The following is a 16,033-nucleotide window of genomic DNA, read 5'->3' as shown; positions in this document are numbered from 1 at the left end:
GATGCTGGATCACGACGACACGCGCCAGATCGACCTGCGCAGCGGTTCGAGCCCCTGGCGCATGATGTCGGACATCGGCGAGTGGCTTGGTTCTACGATTTTGCGATCGACCGGCCGAGCCCGGCCTGACGCCCTATGACATTGCGCGGCTGCAATCTTGGTCTTGCCATGCCAAGGGGCGACAATGGCTCGGTTTCTTGCCATTTGAAGGCTGCGGCGGACGTCGAGCCGCATCAATCTCGGAGGCGGCGATGCTCACGGTTCAGGACAAGGTTTCGTCACCGGTACGGCTTGAGGCCTATGACGCGCCCTTTCATATTGGCGCGGTCTCCTTGCGGGTGCGCGATCTGCCGCGCCTGACGGCCTTTTATCGCGACGCGATCGGGCTGACGCTGATCACGGAGGAGCCCGGCCTCTCGGTGCTGGGTGTCGACGGCGTGCCGCTGGTGCGGCTCGAAGCGGGGGCGAGCGCGCCGATATCGGCCGCCGGCCTTTTCCATCTCGCGATCCTGCTGCCCTCGCGCGGTGACCTCGCCAACTGGCTGGCGCATGCGGCCAGAACCCGAGTGCCGCTCGAAGGCGCCTCGAACCATCTCGTCAGCGAGGCGCTCTACCTCTCCGATCCGGAAGGCAACGGCATCGAGATCTATCGTGATCGCAGCCGGCCGGAATGGCCGCGTCTCGATGGCGGCGCCATCAAGATGTCGACCGACCGGCTCGATCTCGACCAGCTCTTGCGTGAGTCGGACGGAGCCGCCTATCCCGGCATGCCGAGCGGCACGGGCATGGGGCATGTTCATTTGCGCGTCGGCGATACCGCGCAGGCCGAGGGCTTCTACCGCGACGGGCTCGGCTTTGACGTGATGGTGCATTATCCCGGCGCCAGCTTCCTCGCGACCGGTGGCTACCACCACCATATCGCCGTCAATGTCTGGGGCAGCCGGGGGGCTGGCTTGCGGGCTGACAGCGACGCGGGGCTGGCGAGCTTCGAGCTGGTCGCCACTGACGACCAGGCCTTCGCGACTATGCGGACGCGGATGATCGCAGCCGGTGGTCGTGACGAGGGAGGCACCGTCACCGTTGCTGACCCCTGGAATAACCGTCTGATCCTGCGTCGCTAAAGCCTCGGCTCGAAAAGTGGATTGCGGCTTTCGGGAAAGCTCAGGCTTCGATCCTAGCGCGTGAGCAGATGACTGCGGCGTGTACCGGCGCGATCGGGCTTGAAGCCCATAACTTCCCAGAAGGCGGCAGCGCCGGAATCCGCGGCGTTGAGCGAGAGCCTCGGCGCCAATGATAGCCCCTGTTGCACGAGTGCGCTCGCGAGCAGGCGGCCGACGCCTCCGCGTCGGCCGGTTGGCCGCACATAGACATGGCGAATGCGCAGGAGGTCGGGCGCCGGGTCATAAGGGTCCGGCGTCACCGCGCCGATTGCGGCGAGCACCCCATCGCGAAACACCGCAAACAGGGCATTCCGCTCGTCGGCGTCACGATAACGGCCGGATTGCCACTCGTCCCGCAAACCGTCGACGAAGCGGTAGCCTTCGGCCGCCGCTTCGTCCTGCAGGGCAGAAAAATCGTCCGGCAGCGTTTCGCTGAGCCGGACGACCTGAAGCGTGCTGGAGATCACAGGCCTTCGAAGAGAGCGCTCGAAATATAGCGCTCGGCGAAGGAGGGGATGATCACGACGATGGTCTTGCCTTCATTGCCGGGACGCGCGCCGATTTCCAGCGCGGCAGCGACTGCCGCGCCCGAGGAGATGCCGGCCGGGATGCCTTCGAGGCGGGCCAGCGCGCGAGCGGTGTCGAAGGAGGTCTGGTTGCCGACAGTCACCACCTCGTCGATCACCGAGCGATCGAGCACGCCGGGAACGAAACCGGCGCCGATGCCCTGGATCTTGTGCGGACCGGGTTGGCCGCCGGAGAGAACCGGGGAGTCCTCAGGCTCGACCGCGATGACCTTCAGCCCGGGCCGGCGTGGCTTCAGCACCTGGCCGACACCGGTGATCGTGCCGCCGGTGCCGACGCCGGAGACAAAGATGTCGATTTCGCCGTTGGTGTCGTTCCAGATCTCTTCGGCGGTCGTCTTGCGGTGAATCTCGGGGTTGGCCGGATTCTCGAACTGTTGCGGAATGATCGCGCCCGGGATCTCGGCCTTGAGCTCTTCGGCCTTGGCCACGGCACCACGCATGCCGCCCGGGCCGGGCGTCAACACGAGTTCGGCGCCGAGCAGGGCCAGCATCTTGCGACGCTCCAGCGACATCGTTTCCGGCATGACCAGGATCAGGCGGTAGCCGCGCGCGGCTGCGACGAAGGCGAGCGCGATGCCGGTATTGCCCGAGGTCGGCTCGATCAGCGTGCCGCCCGGCTTCAGAACGCCCGAGGCTTCCAGCGCGTCGACCATGTTGACGCCGATACGATCCTTGACGCTGGAGATCGGGTTGAAGAATTCGAGCTTGGCAAGGATCGTCGCCTTGACGCCGCGTTCTGCCGGGAGACGGTTCAGCCGTACCAGAGGAGTGTCACCGATCGTATCGGTGATCGACTCATAGACCCGGCCCCGACCGGGCGCCTTGTCCTGTGCGGGATAGAGCTTCTGTGCTGCTTCGGCCATAGCGGCCTCCCTTGCGTCATGTGGTCAGGATGGAAGGGCTAACGTATTTCACATCTTGTGTCGAATAATTAGTTTAATCACATAATTATATTGTGAAATCGGCTCTCTGGGCGATTTCTCCGAAGACCGACTTCTGCTCGGACTGGCGACAGAGATCTTCGACGGTGACGCTGTCGAGCTCGCCCAGGAAGGCGTCGGTCGCCCGCCTCAGCGCCGGGCCGACCACCTCGTCGATAAGGCGGGACTGCGGCAGGGGCGTGGTTTCATCGCTCGTTTCCTGCATGGCCGCACGCGCGATATCGCCGGCGGTGATGCGGCGGCGTTCGCGAGCGAGTTCATAGCCGCCGCGCGGGCCGCGCACGCCCTTCAGGATGCCGGCGCGCACGAGCGCCTGCAGCATGGTTTCGAGATGGCGCGGCGGCAGGTCGTGGCGTGCAGCCAGGAATTTGGCGGCGACGGGCGACGGGCGAGCATGCAGCGCGATATCGACCACTGCGGCGACGGCGAGGAGGCTGCGGTGCGAGAGCGGCATCATTGGCCGCCCCCTTGCGCCGTCGCCTTGCCCCCAGCGATGCCGGTCGAACCGAAGCCGCCGTTCCCGCGCGCGGTCTCGTCGAGTGTGGCGGCCTCGACCAGGGTAGCTTGCGAGACCGGGGCGACCACAAGCTGGGCGACGCGGTCGCCGTGCCGGATCACGAAGTCTTCTGCGCCGAGATTGATCAGGATCACCTTGATCTCCCCACGATAGTCGCTGTCGATGGTGCCGGGTGAATTCAGCACCGTGACGCCATGCTTGAAGGCCAGGCCCGAGCGCGGCCGGACCTGCGCTTCGAAACCGCGCGGCACTTGCAGCACGATCCCCGTTGGGATGAGACCGCGCCCGCCGGGAGCCAGCACGCAGGGCTCATCGGCGGCCAAGGCGGCACGGAGGTCCATGCCAGCGGCACCGCCGCTCTCATAGGCCGGCAGCGGCAGGTCGGCGCCATGAGGCAGGCGCTTGATGGGAAGCATGACCATGATGCTCAGCGTTCCGTCTCGCTGGCCTGCTGCATGCGCACCAGATGCGCAATCAGCCGGCTCGCGACCTCGCCCTTGGGCAGGGTCGGCCAGGTTTCGACAGTGTCGGAGGTGACGAGATGCACGGTGTTGGCGTCGCCGCCCATCACTCCGGTGCCGCCGACATCGTTTGCGACGATCAGGTCGCAGCCCTTCTTTGCCAGCTTGGCGCGGGCATAGTCGATCACGTGATCGGTCTCGGCTGCGAAGCCGACGACGAGGGCGGGGCGATCAATCTCGCGTGCGGCGATCGTCGCCAGGATGTCGGGGTTCTCGACGAGGGCGAGGGCAGGCGCGCTCGCACCGGCCTGCTTCTTGAGCTTGCCGGGCGCCTCTTCCGCAACGCGCCAGTCGGCGACCGCGGCGGCGAAGATCGCGATATCCGCCGGCAGCGCGCCTTCGACCGCGGCCAACATGTCGCGGGCGGACTCGACATGGATCGTGGTCACCCCCTCCGGATCGGCGATCGCGACCGGGCCGGAGACCAATGTCACGTTGGCGCCCGCGGCTGCGGCTGCGGCTGCGATCGCGTGACCCTGCTTGCCGGAGGAGCGGTTGGCGATGTAGCGCACGGGGTCGATCGGCTCGTGCGTCGGCCCGGAGGTGATGAGCACGCGCTTGCCGGCGAGCAGCTTGGGCGCACTGGACGTGCCGCCCGGATTGCGACCGAGGAAGCCGATCGTTCCAACCGGGGAGAGCCGGGTTTCGCCGGCCAGCGCCTGTTCGATCGCCGCCAGCAGCTCATGAGGCTCGGCCATGCGTCCGGGCCCGTTTTCGCCTCGCTCGGCCATGGCACCGGAGTTCGGTCCGACCACGAGCACCCCGTCCTTCTCGAGCTGGGCCATGTTGCGCCGCGTCGCCGGGTGCTCCCACATGCGCGGGTTCATCGCGGGCGCGATCAGGATGCGCTTGTCGGTGGCGAGCAGGGCCGTCGAGGCAAGGTCATTGGCAAGGCCCGTCGCCATCTTGGCGATCAGGTCGGCGGTCGCGGGTGCGACGACGACCAGATCGGTCGAGCGCGACAGCGCGATATGGCCGATATCGGCTTCGTCGGTCAGCGAGAACAGATCGGTGAAGCAGCGTTCGCCCGCCAGCGACGAGACGGCGAGCGGCGTCACGAACTCTTCGCCGGCTTTGGTCAGGATGCAGCGCGAGGTGATGCCGTGATCCTTCAGGCGCCGGATCAGCTCCAGCACCTTGTAGGCGGCGATACCCCCGCCGATGATCAGCAGAACGGAGCGAGATGCGGACAAGGGCGGGCTCCCGAGGCAAGAAGCCCTTCACCTAGCATCGCGGAGGCGCGGCTGTCATGGGGCGGACGTGCAGGGGGCTCTAGCGGAAGGGCGGCTCGTCGAAGGAGCGGAGCTTGCGTGAATGGATCGTGCTGCCGGCTTCCTTGAGCTTCTCCAGCGCTGCCAGTCCGATCTTCAGGTGCTCGCCGACAGCGCGCTCATAGAAAGCGTTGGCGGCGCCCGGCAGCTTGATCTCGCCATGCAGCGGCTTGTCGGAGACGCAGAGCAAGGTGCCGTAGGGCACGCGCAGCCGGTAGCCCTGTGCTGCGATCGTCCCGGATTCCATGTCGACCGCGATGGCGCGCGACAGGTTGATACGGCGGCGCTCCTTGGTCCAGCGCAGCTCCCAGTTGCGGTCGTCCTGCGTCACAACAGTGCCGGTGCGCAGCCTCTGCTTCAGCCGGTCGCCCTTCTCGCCAGTGACCTCGGCGGCAGCCTGCTGCAAGGCGACCTGGACCTCGGCGAGCGCCGGGATCGGGATGTCCGGCGGTACATGGTCATCCAGGATGCCGTCCTGGCGGAGATAGGCGTGGGCCAGCACGTAGTCGCCGATGATCTGTGTTTGCCGGAGGCCGCCGCAATGGCCGACCATCAACCAGCAATTCGGCCTGAGCACCGCGAGGTGGTCGGTGATGTTCTTCGCATTGGACGGGCCGACGCCGATATTGACCAGCGTGACGCCTTCGCCTCCAGCGCGGATGAGGTGATAAGCCGGCATCTGGAAGCGGTGCCAGGGCGCGGACATCACGCGCTCGGCCGCGCTGACATCGATGCCTTCGCGGTCGATCCGGATACCGCCGGGCGCGACGAGCGCCTCGGCGGTGCCGGCCTCGATCTCGGCCAGCGCCAGCCGCACGAACTGGTCGACATACCGATGGTAGTTGGTCAGCAGCACCCAGGGCTGCACGATCCGCCAGTCGGTGCCGGTATAGTGGACCAGCCGCCGCAGCGAATAATCGACACGTACCGCATCGAAGAGCGAGAGCGGGCGTGGCTCACCCTCGATGATCTCGAAGGTGCCGTCGGCGATCTCGTCGCCGACCAGGGAGAGCAGCGGCGTCGGGAAATGCCGCGCAAGCTCTGCGGGCGAGATCCGGCCGCCTCCCAGTTCGTCGCCACCCTCGATTGCATAGGGATAGGGAATTTCCTGGGTGCTGATGCCCGTCTCGATGGTGGCGCCGTATTCCGTCACCAGGGGTTCGAGCTGGTCGAGCAGATAGGCCCGGAACTCGGCCGGCTGGGTCACCGTGGTCGAGTAGATGCCGGGCGCCGCAAACTTGGCGAAGCCGCGGCGCGTCGCTGCCGGCAGCTTCGAAGGCTCATAGGTGACGCGCAGCATCGGGTAGCGATAGCGGGCGCGCTCCTCCGGCGTCGGCGGCTGTCTCGTGTCGAAGAAGCGTTGGAGATCGGCGCGTAGCGCGTCCTTCGCTTCGGCATAAAGCGCCTCCAACCGGTCGATGGCGTCATGCGGTGTGGCGGCGATCTCGAAGCTCATGGCTGACTCTAGCCGGCTGCGGGCGCTCCTGACAACAACCGGCATCGCACCGGCCGATGGTCGGCAGGCCCAAGCGTTCGGCGGGTTCGCTCGGGGCGCTTGACGTTACGGCTTTGGTGTATTAGTAAACCGATCAGTTAATTAACCGATCGGTTTAGTTGATGTCGCCGGACCATCTCAGCGCCACGCTCTCCGCTCTCGCCGATCCAACGCGGCGGGCCATCCTGGCGCGCCTCTCGCTGGGGGAAACCTCGGTCAAGGAGTTGGCGGAGCCTTTCGCGATGAGCCTCCCGGCCGTCTCGAAACATCTGAAGGTGCTCGAGAAGGCAGGCCTCATCTCGCGTGGCCGCGAGGCACAGTGGCGGCCCTGCCGGCTCGACCCCGGCCCGCTGCGCGATGTGGCCGCCTGGCTCGAGCACTACCGGGTCTTCTGGGACCAGAGCCTGGACAGGCTGGAGAGCATGATTCTGGAGCTGAGGACCGAGGACCAGAATGCGGCGCTGTCGTTGAGCCCGCCTTCGCAGGGGGAGGGCGGAGAGTGATCGCGGCCCGTCATCGCCCTGGAATGCAGGCAGTCTTGTCTGCTCGCAATGCGATCTTAGATTCAAAAAACAACTTTGGAGAGCATCATGTCTCTATCGATTACCGAGCCCGTCTTCGCAGAGCCAAGAGCCAAGCTCTGGACGGGCCGGGTGCTGAGCGGCGTCGTCGTCGCGTTCCTGCTGTTCGACGGCGGCATCAAGCTGGCTCCCTTGCAGGTGGTCAACGATACCCTGCTGCAGCTGGGATATCCGGGAAGCAATGAGCTGGCCCGGGGGCTCGGCGCCATGACGCTGATCATTGCGCTGCTCTATGCCTATCCCCGCACCTCCATTCTTGGCGCCGTGCTGCTCACGGGGCTGCTTGGCGGCGCCATGGCGACGCATCTGCGCGTCGGCAGCCCGCTCTTCAGCCACCTCTTCTTCGGGCTCTATCTCGGCCTCATGGCCTGGGGCGGCCTCTACCTGCGCGATCCGAGGTTGCGCGCACTCGTCCCGCTGCGAAGCGCCTAGCAGCCTTCGCCACTCCATCTCGATCCGTCACAGGAGCGTTCCGTGCTCAACACCCTTCTTTGGGCCATTGTCGCCATTCTCGCCCTCGGCATCGTCGTCGTGCTCGTCCTGGCCGCGATGAAGCCCGACAGCTTCCGCGTCCAGCGTTCGCTCGCCATCAACGCACCGCCGGAGCACGTCTTTCCGCTGATCAACGGGTTCCGGAGCTGGGCTGCATGGTCGCCCTGGGAAAAGAAGGACCCGGCGATGAAGCGCAGCTTCAGCGGCGCGGAAAGCGGCCTCGGTGCGGTCTATGCCTGGGACGGCGACAAGAATGTCGGGCAGGGCCGCATGGAGATCGTCGAGGCCTCGGCTCCCCGCAAGGTTGGATTGAGGCTCGATTTCGTCAAGCCCTTCGAGGCTCATAACGACGTCACATTCGCGCTCGAGCCCCGCGGCGGCGCCACCGAGGTGATCTGGACCATGACTGGCCCGGCACCGTTCCTCACCAGGATCATGCACGTCTTCTTCAACGTCGATCGCATGGTTGGGCGCGATTTCGAGACCGGGCTCGCCAATCTGAAGGTGGCGGCCGAGCGCTAGACCCATCTGAGTTCCGAAGATCAGGCAAGGAGGATGCACCTATGCAGACTGTCGAACCACAGGAAGAACATCGCTGGCTTCAGCAACTCGTCGGCGACTGGGCTTATGAGTCGAACTGCTCGCCTGACAAGCCGGACGAAATCTCCAAGGGCTCGGAGACCATTCGCTCCATCGGTGACCTCTGGATCGTTGGGGAAAGCAAGAGCGTGATGCCCGACGGAGATCCTGCGAGCATGCAGATCACCCTCGGCTTCGATCCCCAGAAGGGCCGTTTCGTCGGAACCTGGCTGGGCTCGATGATGGCGATGATCTGGACCTATGAAGGTTCTCTCGACGACAGCGGCAAGATCCTGACACTCGAATCCGAAGGGCCCAGCTTCTCCGGCGACGGCACGACGTCGAAATATCGTGACATCATCGAGGTCAGGAGCCCGACCGAGCGGCTGTTCTATTCGAAGGTTCTCGGTGCCGATGGCAACTGGACCGAGTTCATGAGGGCTCGGTACCAAAGAATCTGATCCGCCAGGCCATCCAGGCCGACGCGACTGGCCATTTCTCAAGGGAATAGCGAAATGAAGCTCTCGACCTATCTGATGTTCAACGGCAATTGCGAAGAAGCGTTCACGACCTACCAGAAGGTGCTCGGCGGCAAGATCACCGCGATGATGAGCCATGAAGGCACGCCGGCTGAGAACGACGTCTCGCCAGATTGGCGCAAGAAGATCATCCATGCCTGCCTGGAACTCGACGGCCAGATGCTGATGGCGTCCGATGCGCCGCCGGACCGCAGCAGCGGGTCGATGCGCAGCGTCTATGTCAATGTCATGGTCAAGGAGGTCGCGGAGGCCGAGCGCATCTTCAAGGGGCTCTCGGAGGGCGGCCAGATCCAGATGCCGATCGGAGAAACCTTCTGGTCCAAGAGCTTCGGCATGCTGACCGACCGCTTCGGCACGCATTGGATGGTCAATGCCGAGTTCAAGAACGGATGAGCGCGGGCAACTCTGAAAAGGGCCTCGCCGACATGGCCGCCGCGATGCGCCGCCATGTTACGCGCGGCGCCGTCGCCGGGATCGTCACGCTGGTCGCCTGGGGTGACGATGTCCATGTCGAGACCTTCGGCCTCGCCGATCTCGACAGCGCCACGCCGATGCGTCGCGACACCATCGTGCGCATCGCCTCGATGACCAAGCCGATGCTGGCGGTGGTGGCCCTGTCGCTGGTCGAGGATGGAGCGATCGGGCTCGATGACGCCGTCGAGCCTTGGATGCCGGAGCTGGCGGACCGCCGGGTCCTGCGCAGCGTTGCTGGCCCGCTCGACGACACCGTGCCGGCCCGCCGATCAATCACGTTGCGCGATCTGCTGACGCTCAGGCTCGGCATCGGCGCGATCATGGCGCCGCCGGGCCGCTACCCGATCCAGCAGGCCATGGCCGATGCCGGCGTCGCGCCCGGTCCAATGAGCCCCGAGCTGCCGCCCGACGCCTGGATGAAACGGCTCGGCTCCCTGCCGTTGATCCACCAGCCGGGGGACGTCTGGATGTATCATACCGGCTTCGACGTGCTCTCGGTGCTCTTGGCCAGGGTTTCCGGCAAACCGCTTGATGATCTCATGCAGGAACGCCTGTTTCGACCGCTGGGCATGGTCGATACCGGCTTCAGCGTCCCGGCGGACCAGGCCGGACGACTGGCCAGCGCCTATCGTCTCGATTCGGACGCGGGCCGGCTCGTGCTGTTCGATCGCGGCGCCGGGGGCATGTTCGCGCGCCCGCCCGCCTTTCCCTGCGAGCTTGTCTCGACGGCGGATGATGTCCTGAGATTTGCGCGCACGCTTCTGGCACCCGGGCAACACGGCGGGCAGCGCATCCTCTCGCAGGGGATGATCGAGCAGATGACGCGGGATCAGATCACGCCGGAGCAGAAGGCGGTTTCGCCGTTCTTCCCCGGCTTCTGGGAGAGCACGGGCTGGGGCTTCGGCCTCGGGATCGCGACGCAGCCCGATCCGATCTCGGCGGTTCCCGGGCGCTATGGCTGGGAAGGCGGGTTCGGCACCAGCCTCAGTATCGACCCGTATCGGAACCTCGTCACGATCTTCCTGAACCAGAAACTGATGCAGGGGCCGGAAGACGCGGCCCTCAGCCAGGAGTTCCAGGCCCTGGCCTATCGGGCGGTCGCCGGCTGAGGATCGTCAGCTGAAGATGCTGTAGGCCAGCAGACCAGCGATCAGCCACAGGGCCCAGTTGCCCCAGCGGTTGCGCCGGGCTTCGGCCCGGCCAATCTCCTGGATGCTGCGTTCGTCCAGGACAAAGCCCTGGCGCGAAGCGTCCTCGAGTTGTCCGAGCACGCGCTCGGCCCGCGCAGCCGTTTCGGGCAGGCTGGCGAGTGTCGAGAGCATGGACTGGGCGCCGCGACCGACCTCCTCGATCTTGCCGAGAGGGCCGAGATTGCGGGTGATCCACTCGCGCACCACCGGCTCGGCCGTCTTCCACATGTCGAGCTGCGGATCGAGCGAGCGCGCTACACCTTCGACCACGACCATGGTCTTCTGCAGCATGACGAGCTCGGTCCGGGTCGCCATATCGAACAGACCGGTGATCTCGAAGAGAAGGGTCAGAACCTTCGCCATCGAGATCTCGTCGGCACGCCGGTCATGGATCGGCTCGCCGACGGCCCGGATCGCCTGGGCGAAGTCCGCGACATCGTGATGGGCCGGAACATAGCCTGCCTCGAAATGGACCCGGGCCACTCGGGCGTAGTCGCGCGTGATGAAGCCGAGCAGGATTTCGGCGAGGAACCGTCGTTCCTTGAGGCCGAGCCGGCCCATGATGCCGCCATCGACTGCAACCAGCCGGCCCTGCGCATCGACGAACAGGTTTCCGGGATGCATGTCGGCATGGAAGAAGCCGTCGCGGATCGCGTGCTTCAGGAAGGACTGGATGACGGTGCGGCCGAGCGCCACGAGGTCATGGCCGGCAGCACGCAGCGCTTCGACATCGGAGAGGCGAATGCCGTCGATCCATTCGTCGACGAGCACCTCGCGCGCCGTCAGCTGCCAGTCCGGCTTCGGGACGCGGAAATCGGCATCGTCCCTGGTGTTCTCGGCGAATTCCGAGAGCGCCGCGGCCTCGAGGCGGAGGTCCATTTCCATGGTTACGGAGCGTGCCAGCGTCTCGACCACGCCGGAGAAGCGCAGGCGCCTAGCCTCGTGCGAACGGCTCTCGGCGAGTTCGGCGCCGAAGCGCATCGCCGCCAGATCACGGTTGAAACGGTCACGGATACCGGGCCGAAGCACCTTGACGGCGACCTCCGCGCCATCCTTCAGGCGGGCGCGGTGGACCTGGGCGATCGAGGCGGCCGCGACGGGCTCGCCGAATTCGGAGAACAGCGCCTCGACCGGCTCGCCATGCGCGGCTTCGATTGCGGCGCGCGCCTGTTCCATCGGGAACGGCGCCATCCTGTCCTGCAGCGCCGACAGGTCTTCGGCGATCTTCATCCCGACCACATCTGGCCGCGTCGCCAGAAACTGGCCGAACTTGACATAGGACGGACCAAGCCGGGTCAGCGCAGCGGCAAGGCGCGTGGCCGAGGAGCCCGCCCCCCCGCGCTCGATCAGCCGGCCGACCCTGATCAGCGCGCGCGCCGCGGGCGGCAGAACCGACGGATCCACCAGCGCGAGCGCGCCTTCGCGAGCCAGAACGAAGCCAACCCGCGCCATGCGGGTGAGATGGGCGATTGAGGAGATCATGCTGGAAGGCGGGCCGTCACAGCTTCCAGCCGGAATGCAGCGCCACGACCCCACCGGTCATGGGCGTGAAACGCGCCCGCCGGAAGCCGGCTGCGGCGATCATGTCCGCGAAAACCTGCGGCTTCGGGAATTTGCGGATCGATTCGACGAGATAGCGATAGGGCTCCGCATCTCCCGTCACGAGCCTGCCCATCGGTGGAATCAGGTTGAAGGAATAGGTCTCGTAGATCTTGTCGAGCACCGGCACGTCGACATGGCTGAATTCGAGGCAGAGGAAGCGGCCACCGCGCTTCAGGACGCGATGCGCCTCGGCCAGCGCCTTGTCGATGCGCGGCACGTTACGAATGCCGAAGGCGATCGTATAGGCGTCGAAACTGTTGTCCGGCAGGCCGAGCTCCTCGGCATTGCCCTGGACGAAGCGGATGCGGTCATCGCCGGGAAAGCGCTTCTGCGCGCGTTCGCGTCCGACGCTCAGCATTTCGCCATTGATGTCGAGCACCGTCACATCCGTTGCCGGGCCGCCGGCTTCCAGGACCTGGAAGGCGACATCGCCCGTGCCGCCGGCCACGTCGAGATGGTGGAATGCCCGGTCGCGCGGCGGCTTCAGCGTCGAGATCAGGGCATCCTTCCAGAGCCGGTGCAGGCCGGCCGACATCAGGTCGTTCATCAGGTCGTAGCGGCCGGCGACCTTGTGGAAGACGTCGTCGACCTTGGCCTGCTTCTCGGCGAGCGGCACGGTCTCGAAGCCGAAATGGGTGGTATCGGAGGCTGCTGTCACGGCTTGGCCCGGAGCTTGTGTTCTGGTGAGGCGGTAACTAGAGCCGGATGAATAGCGAAACGAGCGAGCCTTGTCGCGGCCCGTCTCGACGCATGCTGAAGAGCGAAGTGCAATGCCCGAGCTTCCCGAGGTCGAAACCGTCCGCCGTGGGCTGGAACCCGCCATGCTCGGCCAGGTGCTGGCCCGGGTCGAGCAGCGCCGGCCCGACCTGCGCTTTCCATTGCCCGAGCATTTCGTCGAGCGCCTGACCGGGCGGCGGGTCGAGGGCCTGTCGCGCCGCGCCAAATACCTGATCGCCGATCTCGATGATGGCGAGGCGCTGATCATGCATCTTGGCATGAGCGGCCGCTTCGTGGTCGAGGCGCCGGGCACGCCACCCACCGAACCTGGCGCCTATTACAACGAGATCGGCCGGCACCTGCAGCACGATCATGTCGTCTTCCATCTCGGATCGGGTGCGCGCGTCACCTATAACGACGTCCGTCGTTTCGGCTTCATGGATCTCCTGCCGCGGGCCGAGCTGGAGAGCTCGAAGCATTTCGCGGGAATGGGCATCGAACCACTCGGCAACGAGCTCTCCGGCGAAGTCCTGGCAAAGCTCTTTGCCGGCAAGCTCGCGCCGTTGAAGGCGGCGCTGCTCGATCAGCGGCTCGTGGCAGGCCTCGGCAATATCTATGTCTGCGAGGCGCTGTTCCGGGCGGGGCTTCATCCGGAAGCGGCGGCCGGAACGATCACGACGCCAACCGGTCGGCCCCGCGAGGCAGCCCATGCGCTCGCACAGATCATTCGCGAGGTTCTCGAGGAGGCGGTGGCTGCTGGCGGCTCGACCCTGCGCGATTTCGCCCATGCCGACGGCTCGCTCGGTTATTTTCAGCACCGCTTCAAGGTCTATGACCGCGAGGGCGACCCTTGTGTCACGCCCGGCTGCGGCGGCCTGGTGAAGCGGCTCGTCCAATCGGGTCGCTCGACATTCTATTGCGAGCGCTGCCAACCGAGGCGCTGAGCCAACGTCATATCGCGCGGAGCGGCGTCGGCGGCACGGTCTCCGCAGGGTTCGAAAGCCGCCTTTGCGCGGCCGCGCATGGACCGCGCCCGCGGCCCCCGCTAATGCTGCAGGCGAAGCATCATCCGGGAGGCCGCCATGGCTTATGAGACCATTCTCGTCGAGGTGAAGGGCAAGGTGGGCGTCATCACGCTGAACCGCCCGCAGGCGCTGAATGCGCTCAACGGCCAGCTGATCGGCGAGGTCAACACGGCGATCGATGGTTTCGAGAAGGATGCCGGCATCGGCTGCATCGTCATCACCGGCTCGGAGAAGGCCTTTGCCGCCGGCGCGGATATCAAGGAAATGCAGTCCCGCACCTTCCCCGAGACCTATCTCGACGACAAGTTCGAGCCGTGGGACCGCATTGGCCAGCGCCGCAAGCCGATCATCGCGGCGGTTGCGGGCTTCGCGCTCGGCGGTGGCTGCGAGCTCGCCATGATGTGCGATTTCATCATCGCCGCGGACAACGCCCGCTTTGGCCAGCCGGAGATCAATCTCGGCGTCATTCCCGGCGCCGGCGGCACGCAGCGCCTGACCAAGGCGATCGGCAAGGCCAAGGCCATGGATCTCTGCCTCACCGGCCGCATGATGGACGTGAACGAGGCGGAGCGCTCCGGCCTCGTCGCCCGTATCGTCCCGCTGGCCGACCTGATGACGGAAGCGCTGAAGGCGGCCGAGGCGATCGCGGCGAAATCGCTGCCCTCGGTGATGATGGTCAAGGAATCCGTCAACCGGGCCTTCGAGGTCACCCTGAACGAGGGGCTGCGCTTCGAGCGGCGGGTGTTCTCCTCGCTCTTCGCCACGCAGGATCAGAAGGAAGGGATGGCCGCCTTCTCCGAGAAGCGGCCGCCGGATTTCAAGAACCGCTGAACCCAGCCATGAGCGGGGCGAATGCCGGGGCCGACGATCTTTGATTTGCGGCTCAGCCCCGCTTGCTGACACGATGCGGGTTCTCTTTGAAGCTTAGGGATACCAGATGACCGCTGCCGCTCCTTCCGCCACGGGCGGGCTCGTCCTGCCGACCTATGAGGATGTCGTGACGGCGGCGGGCCGTCTCCAGGGCATCGCACACCGGACGCCGGCATTGACCTCGCGCACGGCCAATGCCCGCACCGAGGCCTCGCTGGTCTTCAAGGCCGAGAACCTGCAGCGCATGGGCGCCTTCAAGTTCCGTGGCGCCTTCAACGCGATCTCGGCGCTGAGCGCCGAACAGAAGCGCGCCGGGGTCGTCACCTTCTCCTCGGGCAATCACGCTCAGGCGATCGCCCTGTCCGGCAAGTTGCTCGGCGTGCCGACCGTCATCCTGATGCCGCAGGATGCGCCTGCCGCGAAGGTTGCGGCGACCCGTGGCTATGGCGCCGAGGTCGTGCTCTTCGACCGCTACAGCCAGGACCGCGACGCGCTCGGCCGCGAGCTGGCCGAGACACGCGGCCTTTCCCTGATTCCTCCCTATGACCACCCCGATGTCATTGCCGGCCAGGGCACCGCCGCCAAGGAACTGATCGAGGAGGCGGGCCCGCTCGATATCCTGCTGGTCCCCTCGGCGGCGGCGGTTTGATTTCCGGTGCCGCTCTCGCGGCCAAGGCGCTCAACCCCGGCATCCGCGTCTTCGGCGTCGAACCGGAGGCCGGCAATGACGGCCAGCAATCCCTGCGCAGCGGCAAGATCGTCAAGATCGACGTGCCCAAGACCATTGCCGATGGCGCTCAGACCGCGTTCCTCGGCCAATACACCTTCCCGATCATCCAGAACCTTGTCGAGGATATCGTCACGGTGCCCGATGCGGCGCTGATCGAAACGATGCGCTTCTTCGCCGAGCGCATGAAGCTCGTGGTCGAGCCCACGGGTTGCCTTGCGGCAGCTGCGGCCTTCGCCGGGGCGGTTCCGGTCGCGGGCAAGCGTGTCGGCATCATCATCAGCGGCGGCAATGTCGATCTTGCTGCCTTCGCACGTTTCGTAGGGCCATCGGCATGAGCAGGATCGAGACCATCGCCTCGCCCGAGGTGCCGGCCCCGGCGGGGCATTATGCGCATGCCGTGGCCTACAAGGACCTCGTCTTCGTCTCCGGCCAGCTCGCTCCCCGTCCCGACGGCAGCCATACCTCGGCCGAGGCCTTCGCCGTCCAGGCGCAACAGGCGCTGGCCAACATGCTCGCGATCCTCGCGGCGGCCGGCTGTGAGCCGACCGATGTCGTCAAGGTCACGGCCTATCTGGTCGGGGTGGGCAACTGGCCCGAGTTCAACCGGATCTACGCTGAGGCCTTCGGCGATCACCGCCCTGCGCGCTCGGTCGTGCCGGTGCCGGAACTGCATCATGGCTACCTGATCGAGATCGAGGCTGTGGCGGTCCGAAAGGGCTGATCTGGCACTTCTGGCGCGATA

General features: G+C 66.0%; 19 protein-coding genes and 1 pseudogene. 12 read left to right on the top strand and 8 right to left on the bottom strand.

Annotated features, from left to right (window positions below; translation table 11 throughout):
* Position 1: 1 nt before the first annotated feature.
* On the top strand, positions 2-139 hold the full coding sequence (locus BIWAKO_RS36510) for a hypothetical protein (RefSeq protein ID WP_210185087.1): 138 nt from the start codon (positions 2-4) through the stop codon (positions 137-139).
* A gap of 112 nt (positions 140-251) precedes the next feature.
* Positions 252-1,121: a VOC family protein gene (locus BIWAKO_RS09010; protein ID WP_069878420.1), complete on the top strand. Its 870-nt coding sequence runs from the start codon at positions 252-254 to the stop codon at positions 1,119-1,121.
* A 53-nt stretch (positions 1,122-1,174) separates the two neighbouring features.
* Here BIWAKO_RS09010 and BIWAKO_RS09005 read toward each other — a convergent pair whose 3' ends face one another.
* The 6 genes from BIWAKO_RS09005 to BIWAKO_RS08980 form a co-directional block, all read right to left on the bottom strand.
* Positions 1,175-1,627, bottom strand: coding sequence for a GNAT family N-acetyltransferase (locus BIWAKO_RS09005; protein ID WP_084651230.1), 453 nt, complete (start codon positions 1,625-1,627; stop codon positions 1,175-1,177).
* Positions 1,624-2,610, bottom strand: coding sequence for a cysteine synthase A (gene cysK / locus BIWAKO_RS09000; protein WP_069878419.1), 987 nt, complete (start codon positions 2,608-2,610; stop codon positions 1,624-1,626). Before cysK ends, BIWAKO_RS09005 begins: the two co-directional genes overlap by 4 nt.
* A gap of 85 nt (positions 2,611-2,695) precedes the next feature.
* Positions 2,696-3,145, bottom strand: a complete 450-nt coding sequence (locus BIWAKO_RS08995; RefSeq protein ID WP_069878418.1) for an RrF2 family transcriptional regulator — start codon at positions 3,143-3,145, stop codon at positions 2,696-2,698.
* Positions 3,142-3,627, bottom strand: a complete 486-nt coding sequence (dut, locus tag BIWAKO_RS08990; protein WP_069878417.1) for a dUTP diphosphatase — start codon at positions 3,625-3,627, stop codon at positions 3,142-3,144. Before dut ends, BIWAKO_RS08995 begins: the two co-directional genes overlap by 4 nt.
* 5 nt (positions 3,628-3,632) lie before the next feature.
* Positions 3,633-4,919 carry a phosphopantothenoylcysteine decarboxylase domain-containing protein gene (locus tag BIWAKO_RS08985; protein ID WP_069878416.1) on the bottom strand — a complete coding sequence of 429 codons (1,287 nt, stop codon included), beginning with the start codon at positions 4,917-4,919 and terminating at the stop codon, positions 3,633-3,635.
* Between the two features lie 79 nt (positions 4,920-4,998).
* Positions 4,999-6,453: an AMP nucleosidase gene (locus tag BIWAKO_RS08980; protein WP_069878415.1), complete on the bottom strand. Its 1,455-nt coding sequence runs from the start codon at positions 6,451-6,453 to the stop codon at positions 4,999-5,001.
* Between the two features lie 161 nt (positions 6,454-6,614).
* Between BIWAKO_RS08980 and BIWAKO_RS08975 the strand changes: the two genes are divergently transcribed.
* The 6 genes from BIWAKO_RS08975 to BIWAKO_RS08950 all read left to right on the top strand — a co-directional run bounded on the left by BIWAKO_RS08975 (position 6,615) and on the right by BIWAKO_RS08950 (position 10,266).
* A complete protein-coding gene (locus BIWAKO_RS08975) occupies positions 6,615-6,995 on the top strand; it encodes an ArsR/SmtB family transcription factor (RefSeq protein WP_069878414.1) in 381 nt (126 codons plus the stop codon).
* Between the two features lie 87 nt (positions 6,996-7,082).
* Complete coding sequence (locus tag BIWAKO_RS08970) at positions 7,083-7,505, top strand: DoxX family protein (RefSeq protein WP_069878413.1); 423 nt, start codon at positions 7,083-7,085, stop codon at positions 7,503-7,505.
* A gap of 42 nt (positions 7,506-7,547) precedes the next feature.
* The gene (locus tag BIWAKO_RS08965) at positions 7,548-8,087 is read left to right on the top strand and encodes an SRPBCC family protein (protein WP_244523388.1); all 540 of its coding nucleotides are present in this window, start codon (positions 7,548-7,550) and stop codon (positions 8,085-8,087) included.
* Positions 8,088-8,128: 41 nt separating this feature from the next.
* Positions 8,129-8,605 carry a DUF1579 domain-containing protein gene (locus BIWAKO_RS08960; protein ID WP_069878412.1) on the top strand — a complete coding sequence of 159 codons (477 nt, stop codon included), beginning with the start codon at positions 8,129-8,131 and terminating at the stop codon, positions 8,603-8,605.
* 54 nt (positions 8,606-8,659) lie between these two features.
* Positions 8,660-9,076, top strand: coding sequence for a VOC family protein (locus BIWAKO_RS08955; RefSeq protein ID WP_069878411.1), 417 nt, complete (start codon positions 8,660-8,662; stop codon positions 9,074-9,076).
* Positions 9,073-10,266 (top strand): serine hydrolase domain-containing protein, encoded by a 1,194-nt coding sequence (locus BIWAKO_RS08950; protein ID WP_069878410.1) that lies wholly within the window; start codon positions 9,073-9,075, stop codon positions 10,264-10,266. Before BIWAKO_RS08955 ends, BIWAKO_RS08950 begins: the two co-directional genes overlap by 4 nt.
* Positions 10,267-10,272: 6 nt before the next feature.
* Here BIWAKO_RS08950 and ubiB read toward each other — a convergent pair whose 3' ends face one another.
* Complete coding sequence (ubiB, locus tag BIWAKO_RS08945; protein WP_069878409.1) at positions 10,273-11,829, bottom strand: 2-polyprenylphenol 6-hydroxylase; 1,557 nt, start codon at positions 11,827-11,829, stop codon at positions 10,273-10,275.
* A gap of 16 nt (positions 11,830-11,845) precedes the next feature.
* The gene (gene ubiE, locus BIWAKO_RS08940; RefSeq protein WP_069878408.1) at positions 11,846-12,607 is read right to left on the bottom strand and encodes a bifunctional demethylmenaquinone methyltransferase/2-methoxy-6-polyprenyl-1,4-benzoquinol methylase UbiE; all 762 of its coding nucleotides are present in this window, start codon (positions 12,605-12,607) and stop codon (positions 11,846-11,848) included.
* Positions 12,608-12,719: 112 nt separating this feature from the next.
* Here ubiE and mutM point away from each other — a divergent pair, with 112 nt between their 5' ends.
* The 4 genes and pseudogenes from mutM (at position 12,720) to BIWAKO_RS08920 (ending at position 16,012) form a co-directional block, all read left to right on the top strand.
* Positions 12,720-13,610: a bifunctional DNA-formamidopyrimidine glycosylase/DNA-(apurinic or apyrimidinic site) lyase gene (gene mutM, locus BIWAKO_RS08935; RefSeq protein ID WP_069878407.1), complete on the top strand. Its 891-nt coding sequence runs from the start codon at positions 12,720-12,722 to the stop codon at positions 13,608-13,610.
* Positions 13,611-13,748: 138 nt separating this feature from the next.
* Positions 13,749-14,522 (top strand): enoyl-CoA hydratase, encoded by a 774-nt coding sequence (locus tag BIWAKO_RS08930; RefSeq protein ID WP_069878406.1) that lies wholly within the window; start codon positions 13,749-13,751, stop codon positions 14,520-14,522.
* A 106-nt stretch (positions 14,523-14,628) separates the two neighbouring features.
* A pseudogene (locus BIWAKO_RS08925) lies at positions 14,629-15,626 on the top strand (threo-3-hydroxy-L-aspartate ammonia-lyase).
* Complete coding sequence (locus BIWAKO_RS08920) at positions 15,623-16,012, top strand: RidA family protein (protein ID WP_069878405.1); 390 nt, start codon at positions 15,623-15,625, stop codon at positions 16,010-16,012. Before BIWAKO_RS08925 ends, BIWAKO_RS08920 begins: the two are co-directional and overlap by 4 nt.
* Positions 16,013-16,033 lie beyond the last annotated feature (21 nt).

Origin of the sequence: Bosea sp. BIWAKO-01 (assembly GCF_001748145.1) — a bacterium.
GTDB lineage: Bacteria > Pseudomonadota > Alphaproteobacteria > Rhizobiales > Beijerinckiaceae > Allobosea.
The sequence above is the reverse complement of the archived record's forward strand: the minus strand, read 5'-3'. Positions and strand labels throughout refer to the sequence as shown.